General features: G+C 49.0%; 9 protein-coding genes. 4 read left to right on the top strand and 5 right to left on the bottom strand.

Annotated features, from left to right (window positions below):
* Nucleotides 1-25 precede the first annotated feature (25 nt).
* From MTO69_RS11295 to MTO69_RS11280, 4 genes are all read left to right on the top strand, one after another.
* Complete coding sequence (locus MTO69_RS11295) at nucleotides 26-1255, top strand: ammonium transporter (protein WP_248329305.1); 1230 nt, start codon at nucleotides 26-28, stop codon at nucleotides 1253-1255.
* 161 nt (nucleotides 1256-1416) lie between these two features.
* Nucleotides 1417-2433 carry a Fe(3+) ABC transporter substrate-binding protein gene (locus MTO69_RS11290; RefSeq protein ID WP_248329303.1) on the top strand — a complete coding sequence of 339 codons (1017 nt, stop codon included), beginning with the start codon at nucleotides 1417-1419 and terminating at the stop codon, nucleotides 2431-2433.
* A 169-nt stretch (nucleotides 2434-2602) separates the two neighbouring features.
* The gene (locus MTO69_RS11285) at nucleotides 2603-4228 is read left to right on the top strand and encodes an ABC transporter permease (RefSeq protein ID WP_248329301.1); all 1626 of its coding nucleotides are present in this window, start codon (nucleotides 2603-2605) and stop codon (nucleotides 4226-4228) included.
* On the top strand, nucleotides 4228-5259 hold the full coding sequence (locus tag MTO69_RS11280; protein ID WP_248329299.1) for an ABC transporter ATP-binding protein: 1032 nt from the start codon (nucleotides 4228-4230) through the stop codon (nucleotides 5257-5259). The genes MTO69_RS11285 and MTO69_RS11280 overlap by 1 nt, the downstream gene beginning before the upstream one ends.
* A gap of 86 nt (nucleotides 5260-5345) precedes the next feature.
* Here the strand turns inward: MTO69_RS11280 and MTO69_RS11275 are convergent, their stop codons facing one another.
* From MTO69_RS11275 to MTO69_RS11255, 5 genes are all read right to left on the bottom strand, one after another.
* The gene (locus tag MTO69_RS11275) at nucleotides 5346-6758 is read right to left on the bottom strand and encodes a phosphoglucomutase/phosphomannomutase family protein (protein WP_248329297.1); all 1413 of its coding nucleotides are present in this window, start codon (nucleotides 6756-6758) and stop codon (nucleotides 5346-5348) included.
* Nucleotides 6759-6812: 54 nt separating this feature from the next.
* Entirely contained in the window at nucleotides 6813-9221 is a 2409-nt protein-coding gene (locus tag MTO69_RS11270) for a GH36-type glycosyl hydrolase domain-containing protein (protein WP_248329295.1), read from the bottom strand.
* A gap of 89 nt (nucleotides 9222-9310) precedes the next feature.
* The gene (locus MTO69_RS11265) at nucleotides 9311-11224 is read right to left on the bottom strand and encodes a beta-N-acetylhexosaminidase (protein ID WP_248329294.1); all 1914 of its coding nucleotides are present in this window, start codon (nucleotides 11222-11224) and stop codon (nucleotides 9311-9313) included.
* A 10-nt stretch (nucleotides 11225-11234) separates the two neighbouring features.
* Nucleotides 11235-12110, bottom strand: coding sequence for an N-acetylglucosamine kinase (locus MTO69_RS11260; protein ID WP_248329292.1), 876 nt, complete (start codon nucleotides 12108-12110; stop codon nucleotides 11235-11237).
* Nucleotides 12103-13824, bottom strand: a complete 1722-nt coding sequence (locus MTO69_RS11255) for a glycoside hydrolase family 9 protein (protein WP_248329290.1) — start codon at nucleotides 13822-13824, stop codon at nucleotides 12103-12105. Before MTO69_RS11255 ends, MTO69_RS11260 begins: the two co-directional genes overlap by 8 nt.
* Nucleotides 13825-13836: the final 12 nt, after the last annotated feature.

The following is a 13836-nucleotide window of genomic DNA, read 5'->3' as shown; positions in this document are numbered from 1 at the left end:
AATTCAAAGGATTGGAGACAACACAATGGAATTAACGACAACAGTAACCGAGTTACGTTACGCACTAGACACCTTTTTCTTTCTCATTTCGGGTGCGTTAGTTATGTGGATGGCAGCGGGTTTCGCCATGTTAGAGGCTGGCCTAGTTCGCTCAAAGAACACCACCGAGATACTGACTAAGAACGTCTGTCTATACGCAATCGCTTGTACCATGTATCTGATTGTTGGTTACAACATCATGTATGTTGATAATGGTGAAGGCGGCTGGCTACCATCATTTGGTGCGCTGATTGGCACTCAAGGTGAAGGCGCAGATCACTCATTAGAGTCTGACTTCTTCTTCCAAGTGGTATTCGTTGCAACAGCAATGTCTGTAGTATCAGGTGCCGTTGCTGAGCGTATGAAGCTATGGTCTTTCCTCATCTTCTCAGTGGTACTGACAGCGTTCATCTACCCAATGGAAGGCTACTGGACTTGGGGCGGCGGTTTCCTATCTGAAGCAGGTTTTAGTGACTTCGCAGGTTCAGGTATCGTCCACATGGCAGGTGCAGCAGCGGCACTAGCAGGTGTACTACTTCTAGGTGCTCGTAAAGGCAAATACGGTAAGAACGGCGAAATCTACCCAATTCAAGGTTCAAACATGCCACTAGCCACATTGGGTACGTTTATCCTTTGGTTCGGTTGGTTCGGTTTCAACGGCGGTTCGCAACTAATGGTGTCGGATTTTGAAAACGCAACAGCAGTGGGTCAAATCTTCCTCAACACTAACGCAGCAGCAGCAGCAGGCGCGATTGCAGCACTGCTAGTATGTAAAACGACTTGGGGCAAAGCTGACCTAACCATGATTCTTAACGGTGCGCTAGCTGGCCTTGTCGCCATCACAGCTGACCCTCTATCACCATCACCACTTTACTCGGTAGCTATCGGTGCGGTATCTGGTGCGTTGGTAGTATTTAGCATCGTTGGTCTAGACAAGCTTAAGATTGATGATCCAGTGGGTGCTATCTCAGTTCACGGTGTATGTGGTTTCTTCGGCCTAATGGTTGTGCCGCTAAGCAACGGTGACGCTACCTTTGGTGCACAGCTTCTAGGTGCGGCGGTTATTTTCGCTTGGGTATTTGGTGCAAGCCTTGTGGTATGGGGTGTACTAAAAGCGACAGTCGGTATCCGTGTCACAGAGGAAGAAGAACTAGAAGGTATGGACATGCACGACTGTGGTGTTGGTGCTTACCCAGAGTTTGTCACTGTTAAGTAATCTACTCTAACTGTGACGTAACAATTAGTTACAAAGAAAACTATCAAAAACCTGCTCATTTGAGCAGGTTTTTTTGTTTCACATCATTGTTTTCAAAACTTACATGAATATAATAACGCAACTGATAGACATTATCATTTCGATATTAAAGGATTGCACCAATGAAAAAACTGCTAACTCTTTCTGCTCTAGCTTGTGCTTCAATTGCGCCTTCTGCAGCATTCGCAGCAGAGGAAGTGAACGTATACTCTTACCGCCAACCGTTCCTTGTTGAGCCTATGTTCAACGAGTTCACTAAAGAAACGGGAATTAAAGTAAACGTTAAGTTTGCTAAATCGGGCATTGCAGAGAAGCTTGTTCAAGAAGGGGAGTACAGCCCAGCAGACGTTATCCTAACCGTTGATATTAGTCGTCTATCTGAACTAACAGAAAAAGGCTTGGTTCAAGCGGTAAACAGTGATGTGCTAGAACAGAACATCCCAGCCCAGTACCAAGACACAGACAACGAATGGTTTGCCTTAACCACTCGTACTCGTAGCGTGTACTCATCTCGCGATCGCGTTGGCCGCCTAGGTGAAGATTTCACTTACGCTGATCTAGCTAAGCCTGAGTTCAAAGGCAAAATCTGTACTCGTAGCGGTAAGCACCCATACAACGTATCTCTCGTATCTGCGATGATTGCGCATAAAGGCGAAGCAGAGACTAAAGCATGGCTAGAGGGCGTGAAAGCAAACCTAGCTCGTAAACCACAAGGCAACGACCGCGCTCAGGTTAAAGCGATCAAAGAAGGTCTATGTGATGTTTCTCTAGGTAATAGCTACTACCTAGGTAAGATGGTTAACGATAAAGAGCAGAAAGCTTGGGCAGATGCGGTTTACATTAACTTCCCTAACCAAGAAACAACCGGTACTCACGTAAACATCTCTGGTATGGCGATGGCTAAGTACTCTCCAAACAAAGAGAACGCCGTGAAGCTTATGGAGTTCCTAGCGGGTAACACAGCACAGAGCATGTACGCAGAAGTGAACTACGAGTACCCAGTAAAAGCAGACGTTAAACCTTCAGAGCTTGTCGCTTCTTGGGGTGAATTCAAAGCAGATACTATCTCTCTAGATGCCATTTCTGATCACCACGAAGCGGCTATCAAGCTACTTGATGAAGTGAAGTTCGACCTTTAATTCTGTTAAGGGTTCGAGCCTGAACTAACATAGCCTCAAGTCGCTCTTTTATTTGGGTTACTTGAGGTTATTGTTTTATACAGGTATAAATACCCTTAATCTAATAAAGGGATATGAGATTTATTTGCAAACGCATTTATGTTTCATACAGCCTCGTTGTATTTAGGCGATGAAAGAAAAAAATTACCTATGGAAAACCAGTAGTGGAGCGCTCGCTCTGCTACTGGTTTTGCCGATCTTAGCTATATTCACTACCGCTGTTGGCGAAACTAATGAGCTGTTTTCTCATTTGATGTCGACGGTGATGCCAACTTACGCCTTTAATACCGTGGTATTGGTGACGGGCACTATGGTGCTGTCGACTCTGCTTGGAATCCCTGCCGCTTGGGTCATGGCTATGTGCCGCGTTCCTGGTGAGCGGGTACTGCAATGGGCGTTGGTTCTCCCCCTCGCGATGCCGGCCTATATTATCGGATATATTTTTACCGATTGGTTTGATTTTGCCGGCCCAGTCCAAATTTTGCTCCGCGATCTTACCGGCTGGGGACCAGGCGAATACTGGTTTCCTGACATTCGCACCTTAAGCGGCGCAATCATCGTTTTGTCGTTAGTGCTTTATCCTTATGTCTATCTATTGTGTCGTGCGGCGTTTATGGAACAAAACGTCTCGCTACTTCAATCGGCGCGACTACTCAAGTGCTCACCGTGGGACAGTTTTCGTCGTATTTCGCTGCCATTGGTGCGCCCATCTATTGCGGTCGGGCTATCGCTGGTTGCGATGGAAACCTTGGGAGATTTTGGCACGGTCAGTTACTTTGCGGTCAATACCTTAACCACTGCGGTGTACGATACTTGGCTTGGCTACTCGAGCCTGACGGCGGCAGCAAAAATATCGGCCATTATGCTGGTGGTGGTGATTTTGCTACTCAGCAGCGAGCGCTATAGCCGTCGCAAGCAAAAGTTGTTTCAAAACCAGTTTAGTAGCCGAGAAGATTTTCGCTATGAGTTGCATGGATGGAAAAAATGGCTGGCATTAACTTGGTGCTGGGGCTTAGTGTGTGTGGCTTTTCTTTTCCCGTTGGGCCAACTGTTGATCTACGCCTACAAGTATTTTGCGCAAAGTTGGACCAGCGAGTTTCGTGAGTACGCACTAAATAGTCTATATGTCTCGTTAACGGCCGCGCTGTTCGGCGTGCTAGTCGCCTTGGTGGTCAACTTCTGCCAACGTTTAAATCCAAGCCGCACTAGTTTGGCGATGATGCGTTTATCGGCGATGGGCTACGCTGTGCCGGGTACGGTATTGGCGATTGGGGTTATGGTGCCGGTGCTGTTTATGGACCACTTAGTCAATGATATTGCGAAAGCGATGGAGTGGGGCCGGCCTGGCTTGATTTTCTCTGGCTCGATGTTTGCCATTATCTTCGCCATGGTTGTCCGTTTTTCCGCGGTTGCCATCGGCAGTATCGAGAGTAGCCTAAGCAAGGTGTCGCCTTCGTTGGATATGGCGTCTCGCACCATGGGATGCAATGGCAACAAAATGTTGTGGCGTGTGCATCTGCCTCTGGTTCGTCGTGGTGCGTTAATTGCCGGATTGTTGGTGTTCATTGAATCGATGAAAGAGCTGAATGCGGCACTATTGCTGCGCCCGTTCAATTTTGAAACTCTCGCGACCTATGTCTATAACTTTGCTTCTGACGAGCACCTAGAACTGGCGGCGTTGCCCGCGGTGTTGCTGGTGTTGGTTGGTTTAGTGCCGTTGGTCATTGTTAACCGTTCACTGGAGCATTCCCACTAATGAGTTGTGCATTATCAATTAAGAATCTGACCTGCAAATATGACCAACAGACGACAGTGCTAGAATCCTTGTCGTTGGAAGTCGAACAGGGTGAGATAGTGTGTCTGCTCGGTGCCAGCGGTTGCGGTAAAACCACCTTGCTTAAAGCGATTGCCGGCTTATTGCCACTCAGTTCTGGTGAAATGAGCCTTAACTGTATGCTGATTGATGATGGTGACAATTGGTTGCCACCTGAGCAGCGAAATATCGGGATGATTTTCCAAGACTACGCGCTGTTCCCCCACCTGACGGTGGCTGAGAACGTCGCCTTTGGTCTGCGCGATTTGAACGGCAAACAGCAGCAACAGAAAGTCACAGAAATGTTGGAATTGGTTCATCTCTCGGGTTTTGAGCAGCGCTATCCTCACCAACTTTCTGGTGGTCAGCAGCAACGTGTTGCCATTGCGCGTTCGCTTGCTTACAAGCCGGATCTGCTACTGCTGGATGAGCCGTTTTCCAATATTGACACCCAAGTGCGTCACGAGCTGATTGGAGAGATCCGAAAGATCTTTAAGAAGCAGGGGGTGACGGCGATTTTTGTTACCCATAGTCGCGAAGAGGCGTTTGCCTTTGCCGATAAAATGGCGGTGATGAATCACGGGGTTATTGAGCAATACGGTACCGCAGGCGAGCTCTACTATCAGCCTTCCAGTAAGTTTGTGGCTGACTTTCTCGGTGGAGGGAGTTATCTACACGCGACGCGTAGCTCGGAGGCTGAGTTTGTTACTGAACTGGGTACGATTGAGGCCAAGGCACAAGTGCCGATTCAAATCGGGGCTCAATGCGAATTGCTACTTCGTCCCCAGCATGTGCAGATTTCAGCCACCGACGAGAGCAGTGTGACGGTGCTGGAGCAACAGTTTATGGGCGATCACTGCCGCTACGTGATTGATGCGGGTGGACAACGACTGTTGGCAAGCTCGGCAGAAGCGCTGACGATTGGCCAGCAAGTCGCGGTAAAAGTCGAAACCCAAGGCATCTTAGCCTTTTGATTCTAATCAGTAACGATTCACAGATAAAAAAGCCCGGCAGTGATGCCGGGCAAGTGTTCTTCACCTATAGGGTGAGGGAGCACAGCTTAAAGCTGCAAAAACTCCTTCATTTGCTGAAGAACACATTCCGCTGTCTCTTTGTCCGCCATCTCTGCGAAGATGCGCAGTAGTGGTTCAGTACCAGAGAAACGCGCTATCACCCAGCCACCGTTTTTGAAATAGACTTTAGCACCATCTTCATAGCTGACCGTGTCGATTTCAAATTCAAATTCTGGCAGCTGTTTTTCAACATAAATCTTGTTGTACAACGCCTGTTTTTGCGCGGGTTTAAAGGTGCAGTCGCCTTCTGCTGTGTAGGCGTAGCCGTATTTTGCGTAGATTTCATCCAGCAATTCGGACAACTTTTTACCGGTCACCGAGATCATCTCAACCAGCAGGCTCGACGCAAATACCCCATCTTTGCCTTTGATATGACCACGAATGGTTAAGCCACCCGAACTTTCGCCACCGATAAGAGAATCATCCGCTTCCATTTGTGAGCTGATATGTTTAAAGCCAACTGGGACTTCAAAGCATTTCTCACCATGATCGGCGGCGATTTTGTCGAGTAGGTGCGTCGTTGCGATATTGCGTACCACGGAACCTGACCAACCTTTGTACTCGAGTAGGTAGTAATAAAGTAAGATCAAAACCTCATTGGGATGAATAAAATTGCCTTTTTCATCAATGATACCTAGGCGATCAGCGTCGCCGTCCGTACCAATACCGATGTCATAGCCTTCTGCTGCGACAAGATGCTTGAGGCGGTAAAGTGTCGCCGCACTAGGTGATGGCATCAAACCACCAAAGTCTGGGTTTTTACCATCATTAATCACGTCAACATCACAGCGGCCGTTGATCAACACTGTCTGAAGGGCGTTTTTTGCCACGCCAAACATAGGATCAATCAACACACGCAAATTGGCCTTCTTGATCGCTTCGATGTCGATGAAATTGATGATCGAATCGACAAACTCGTTCATCGGATTGATCACTTCGATCAACTTATCTTCAATCGCCTGCTCAAACTCAACGCTTTTAACCTGCTCTAGAGTGAGGTTGGCAATTTGTGACTCGATCTTTTGGGTAATGATCTCGTCAGCATCACGTCCGCCTTCAATGAACACCTTGATGCCGTTGTAGTCGGCAGGGTTATGTGAGGCGGTAATACAGGCTGAGTAGGCGCAGCCCATTTCTTTGGCCTTAAACATCACAATCGGCGTAGGAACAAACTTGTCGATAAAGCTGACCTTGATGCCATTGGCCGCCAGTACCTCGGCAAACCAACGTCCTGCCTTATCCGAGAGGAAGCGACGATCGTAGCCGACCACAAAACCGCGTTCGGCAACGTGTTCATGATTAATAATATTGGCGACGGATTGCGCAACTAAGCACACATTGTCTTTGGTGAACTCTTCACCGATAAATGCACGCCAACCACCAGTACCAAACTTGATCATAACTCTCATCCTTAATCTGAAGTAAAGAGCCTCAACCGAGGCTCTTGCGTGCGTTTAACCAAGCACAACCACAACGTCGTTGACAGTGCCTTCAGCTTGAACCGGAACCGCAGTGCCTTGGACCGCTTCACCATTGACTGTGATTGATTTGATGCCTTTGCTCACTGAGTTAGGGTTCTCAACTTTGATGTTGTACGTTGCCCCCAGCCACTGGCGAGTGACTTCAAAACCTGGCCAGCTTGTTGGGATACATGGGTCGATCGTCAAACCATCGAAACCCGTGCGCACACCTAGGATAAAGTTGGTCACTGCGAAGTAAGCCCAACCTGAGGTGCCAGTTAACCACGGGTGGTTAGCACGACCATGATCTTGGTGATCGCGACCCATGATGAACTGCACGTACGAGTAAGGTTCTGCAATACGTTTTTCGATGATGTCATTTTGGTTGTAAGGGTTGAGTGCGTCGTAGAACTTCATTGCACGATCACCACGACCAAGCTTAGCTTCCGCTACCCAAGCCCATGGGTTGGGATGAGAGAAGATAGCACCATTCTCTTTTACGCCTTGGTAGACGCGAGTCACGAAGCCAATATCATCGTTTGGTGTTGCGAATGATGGCGAGTTTAGATGCAGACCGTACTCAGAGAATAGATTCTCGTCTACTGCGTCCATCGCTTTTTCACCGCGCTCTTGCGATACCGCGCCAGACAGTACTGCGAGTGTGTTTGACTCAAGGTGGACTCGGCCTTCTGCTTGTTGAGCGGTACCAATCTTATCGCCATTTTTAGTTAGGCCACGGATGTACCAACCGCCTTCCTCATCCCAAAGGTGGGTTTCACACGCTTCGCGCACGTTAGCAGCCATTTCAGTGTATTTCGCTACATCTTCGTCTTTGCCTAGGAACTTGGCGAGGTCGATGAACTCTTGCAGTGCCCAGAAGTGTAGGAACGACACCATAGAAGATTCACCACCGCCTAGGTTGAGACAGTCGTTCCAGTCGGCGCGTAGACCTTTACAGATACCGGTTTGACCTACGTATTCAGCCGAGAAGTCTAGCGCAGCTTTCATGTGGTCATAAACGCTTGCATCGCCACCGTCTGCGTAAGGAATGACCTCGTTGAAGAAGCTATGTTCACCGGTTTCCATTACGTACTTACAGATGGTTGGAACCAGCCACAAGTGGTCATCAGAGCAGGTGTCTTCGATGCCGTGGATCTTGTCTTCATCAGATGGAGTAGGAACAACCGTTGGTGATTTCGATGGTTTCACGTCCGCTTTTTCTGGATCGAACCAATCAGGATCGAATAGGTGTAAGCCGTAGCCCGCTTTCACTTGGCCGCGTAGTAGGTCAACGATACGCTTACGTGTCATTGCTGGGTTAGCATGAGGAACTGAGATCGCATCTTGCGCTGTATCGCGGTAACCAAGACCGGTACGACCACCTACCTCGATGAATGAAGCAAAGCGAGACCACACCACACACGTTTCTGCTTGGTATAGCGTCCAAGCATTGATCATGGTGTCCAGCCCTTCATTTGGTGATTTCACTTGGAACTTGCCACAACGCTCATCCCAGTGTGCTTTGATACCCGCGAAAGCGTTGTCGACTTCAGCCAGGTCTTGGTATTTAGCGCGCAGACGCTCACCGTTGCCTTTACCGATACCGAGAATGTAAGCAAAACGAACTTCTTCACCTGGTTGGATAGTAAATTGCTTGTGCAGAGAGCCGCAGTGGTTGTAACAGGTTTGCGCGCTGTTGAAACACTTGCCTTGTTCAACCGCTAGTGGGTTGGCTTCGTCGCGGTATAGACCTAGGAAGCTGTCGCGCTGACCGTCGTATGAGTCTGGATCGAACGTTGATGCTATGTAGTAGAAGCCTTCGAAATCGTTGGTGTTGTAGTATAGGTCATACTCAATCACGCCATCTTGGTAAGATGTACCCGCAGAGTAGAGTGACATCTGGTGGTTTTGGTTGTCAGATTGAATATGGCTAAATGAGAACTCAACAAATGAGAATGCGCTAATGGTGCGCGGCTTGTCAGAAGTATTCTTGATCACCACATCCCAGATTTCAGCGTCTTCGCCTTTTGGCACGAACAGCGTTTTCTCTGCTTCGATGCCGTTGTAGTCACACTTGAACTTAGAGTAAGACAGACCATGGCGAACTTCGTAGCTGGCTTCGTCTAGGCTTTTTGCCACTGGCTGCCAAGAGATTGACCAGTAGTCACCGGTTTCATCATCACGCAGGTAAACATAATGTCCTGGTCGGTCGAATGTTGCATTGGGACGGAATTTAGTAACACGGTTATATTCAGGTGAATTGTAGAAAGAGTATCCCCCAGCGTTGTGCGAGATAACCGTACAGAACTTCTCTGTGCCTAAGTAGTTTGTCCATGGCGCAGGTACGTCTGGGCGAGTGATGACGTATTCACGATTGTCGTTATCGAAATAGCCGTATTTCATGATGATTTCCTTTTTACCAAGCTACCACTTTGGTAGCCAAAACTTCTAAAGCTAGTGAAAACTACGAATGACCATCATTCGTGTCGTTGTTATTTCCAAGGTTGTCGGTACTCAATGCCCTGTTTATCGAGCAATGGTAAGTGCCCTTTTAGCCGCGCTAAGTAGTCATGCCAGTTGCGATGGGGTTTGTCGGTCCAGCATGCCTCCGCTAGGGCGGTCAACCTTGGGAAAATCATGTAATCCATGCGTGACTGATGAGTGACAATTTCACTCCACAGCGCACATTGGATGCCTAAAATCCGTTTGCGAATAGGGTCAGAGTCGGGTATCTGTGCCAGTGGTTCATAACGATAGGCGTTTTCTAGTGGAATCACTGCTGCCCAATCTACGCCTGGCTCTTCAGGACTGAAATCTTGAGTCATATCTAGGTAAGTCGATTGACCGGGTTGCAAAATCACATCAAAGCCTTGTTTGGCGCAATTGAGCGCGGCTTCTTCGCTTAGCCACGAATAGATGACGGTGTCTTTGCTGACCTTGTTGCCATGTTGTGCTTCTTCCCAGCCAACCATGCGCTTACCGAGCGAGCGCAATTTCTGCTCGGCATAGCGCAGCAGATGACCTTGCAGCTCTTTGGCGCTTTGATAGCCGTGTTGCTGCATCAGTTGTTGACAGGCAGGACTATCGAGCCACACACCATCAGGAACTTCATCGGCACCAATGTGAATCCATGGTGAAGGAAACAGCTCTGCGACCTCCTCAAGCACTTTATCTAAGAATTGATAGGTGCCGGGTAGAGCGGGGGATAACACGTTGTCGCTGTAGTGCTGGATACTGCGATACTGCGACGCATCTTGCGCATCGTACAGTAGTTCCGGTAGTGACTTGATCGCCGCTCGGCAGTGGCCAGGGATATCGATTTCAGGGATGACGGTAATACCGCGCTGAGCGGCATACTCAATAACCTGTTTGATTTCTTGTTGGTTGTAGAAGCCGCCGTAGCGTTCGGCAAGGTGACTAAACTGTGGTTCAAGGGCTTGCTGTGGACCACGATACCCGCCCGTTGCGGTTAATTGAGGAAACGCTTTGATTTCGACCCGCCAGCCTTCGTCATCGGTTAGATGCCAATGAAAGGTATTAAACTTGTAGTGCGCCAGTTGGTTAATAAGGCGCTTGACCATGTCAAGAGAATGGAAGTGACGCGCACAATCGAGCATCATGCCGCGATATTTGAAACGAGGCTTATCGCAGATTTTGACATAGGGTAATTTCAGCGTATCAGAGGTGCTGTCGGTTTCAATTAGCTGAATCAGAGTAGCGCTGGCATGAACAAACCCCGCGCGCGAGCCAGCCTCAAGCTTGGCTCCTGAACCATTGATGGTGATCTGATATTGCCCTTCATCCAAGGTCGGATTGTTGCGATAGATAATTGCACTTTGACCTATCGTTTGAACACTAAAATCATACAGCCTCTCTAGCTCTTGCTGTAGCCAAGTGGCAGCATGCTCGGCAAGCGACGCTTGCAAAGTAATTTGACTCGACGCAGTCAGCTGAAAGGAACCTTCAGAGGTTTCAATGTGGTTGGGCTTAGGGATCACAGCCAATGTGTCACTGTCCACGGATGGCACTTGTGTGCGCTCACGAAACGGCGAGGCGAGAGCGATAGGAGTCAATGTGACTGGATGCTTGGTCGCTCCGTGGTCGGCAATGATTAGCGCATCTTTGAGGCCATCGGTATAGAAACGCAGCGGCGCGGTATTAATGCTGAACTCACAATAATAGTGCTGGTTAGCCGGCAAGTGGCTTTCACTTGGGCGCAAAGTACAGAAACTACCAATTTGCTCAATCTCACCTTGAGTGAGACTGTCTGGCAAAATAAAACGGTCGATGATGAACTGTAAATGCCAGTCAGCTAATGCTTGGTCACTGAGGTTATGGACGGTAAGACCAAAGCGACAAAAATGTTTTTGTTCGGCAAGTACAGCAAGTTCAACGCGATAGCTCATACTCGTCTCCTTAATACAGGTTATGCTCAGGTTTACCGGCGAACATTAAGGCGCCCTCAATGGCATCGCACTGGGGGGCAACAATCCAAGCTTGAACGGGCGGAGAAAGCCAAGCCTTGATGCGCTCAGCGATACTCCCCATTAAGCAGATGCGTTCAGCCCCACGCTGATGCAGTGCCAGCACAAACATCTCGATATCTGCCGCGGTTTGTTTCAGCATCTCAATAGCCAGAGCATCGCCTTGGTTGGCGTACTCAAAAACTGCTGGAGAAAACTGGCCGTAATCGCGTGGCAGTGCTTGTTTTGACCAACTGACGATGTTGTCCACGTCATTGCCAAACTGATGCATAACATGCTGAGCTAACGGCGTGTTGTCACCGATTCCGTCTTGTGCGAGCAGCACTTTTTGCACCAGCCGTAAGCCCATGACGGCGCCGCCACCTTGGTCAGAAATCGGAAATTCGCGTCCCCCCACCACATGTTGTTCTCCATGAGCGAGGTAGATGCCACAAGAACCAGTACCGGCAATCATGATTGCGCCGGGTTCTCCTTTGTGTGCACCAATGCACGCGCCGTATGCGTCGGTGTTGAGTGTCATTGAGGCGAAAGGATGTTTGGCGGCCATAAACTCAAACCAAGCGGCTTTTTGCTCAGCTCCGGCGAGAGCGAGGCCAACGTGCATAAGATTAAAGTCTGATTCGTTCAATCCTCCCTGTGCGGCCGCTTGGGCAATCGCATCCAGAATCGAAGTCATCGCTATATCAACGCCGAGTAAGATGTTGGCGCTGCCGCTTTTGCCTTCGCCAATCAACTCACCCGCTTGATTACGGATTCTTGCGCGGCATGAGGTACCGCCACCGTCAATGCCAACGTAATAGCTACTCATTGTCGCCTCCGTTGAAGTGGTGGTACTGACGCGCGACAGCCAGCAGTAACCATGCACCATGTGGAATCCACTGCTCTCCCCAACGCCAGTTTTGCAACATGTCGTCTTTTTGTGGAGCGGGATTGAACGCAATGTCTTGCTCATCGTCAAAACCGGCGGTGATGCCATTGCACACCCCACCTTTGGCATTGAAGAAGCCGAGGTGTGGCAGGTAATCTGGGTTGTTGTGACCGTGACCGTCGAGCATACACATATGGTATGGGTTAAGGCCGACAATCCAATTGAGGCAATTTTGGCTTAGGGCAAGCAATTGAGGTGCCGTTTGGGTTTGATTGACATAAGGCAAAGCATAGAACGCCATGGCAGCGAGCGAGCCGAGACGGGCGTTTTCTCCTTGCCACCAGTACCCCGATTCATTGTTGTGTGCGATGAAAAACGCGTCGCGTTTGCTTTCATCGACGCCTTTAACATACTGGCGAGGATAGCCAAACGGATTGGCGACTTGGCTGCTAATCGTCAACTCAAAATTCACCGCGCGTTCAACGGTATTGCGAATCGCCGACGCTTTGTGACTATCATCTTCAATCGCTAGGTAGCGACATAGAGCGATCACCGGTAAACCTGCTTCAGCTGCGTGATAGTAAGGACGACTGCCGTCTTGATTGACTGCCCAGTAGTCGGTTTGCGCGTCATCACTGTGTTGGCGCTGGGCTAAACGCTCACTCCAATAACGGCTTTCGGTTAGATAGTCGCCGTCTTGAGTGGTTTGGTATAACTCCACCGCTGCGAGCAGGGCGCAATACTCATCAATGATGTTCTCTTGGCCATCATCGAGGTAACTCAAATTGTGCTGTTTGAGGTGCCAATATCCGGTTTTTGCGGCGTTGAGGTAGTCTGCCTGGGTGTATTGGCCGCTTTCTGACAGGCGCGCGGCGGCGGCAAGCGCGGCAATAGCGACGCCGCCTCCTTGGCGAAATCCAGCTTGGAAGTCAGCGGTTTTGTGCCCTTGTTGGGTTTGATAAGCGCAGATTTCTCGTTGCTCGATGTCTTTTGACCATTTGTCGAACACCGTCATGTAAAAGAAGCCTTGTGGATGCTGCATCCTCAGTAAAAAGTCGGCGCCAAACAGGGCTTCTTCCATCAAGCGAACCTGAGTAAACGCCGCAACATCTTGTTGAGACTGGAACAGCTCCAGCGCCGATAGCATGTTCCACACCACCATAGGGGTTTGCTGTGGGTTAAGGTAGTTAGCATAAGAGAGGTGACTGAGATACTTACTCACATCACCGGATGCGTCATACCAGCCACCATGAACATCGGCGAACTCCTCAGTTCCTAGCAATGGAATATGATGATCTTGTTTATCGAACCGACCACCACAACGCTGAGATTTGAAGTAGTGCAGCAGATCAGAGAAGGTGTGATTGAACAGCACCCCTGAGTCGATGCTAAACGCTTCTGAACGAAGATTCTCTACTTTTAGATAGTAGTGACCAGTCTGTTCAAAGTGCGAGAAATCAATGCGAAAAAAATTCCCTTGGTGCCAATTGGCAACTTTAGTGCCTTTTTCAATGGTGAAAGTGGCGACTGTCTGATGGCTTTCGGCACAGACTAGCAATGCAGTGGTTGAAGATAGACGCGCTTTACGAGTCATCAAAACAGCCTGCTTTGGCCCAAGGGCTTCATAACCAATATGGTTAGTAAGTAGCAGCATTAAAATCTCCGA

The sequence above is a fragment of the Vibrio sinaloensis genome (genome assembly GCF_023195835.1).
Classification (GTDB): domain Bacteria; phylum Pseudomonadota; class Gammaproteobacteria; order Enterobacterales; family Vibrionaceae; genus Vibrio; species Vibrio sinaloensis_C.
This window is presented reverse-complemented; position numbering and strand designations above follow the sequence as displayed.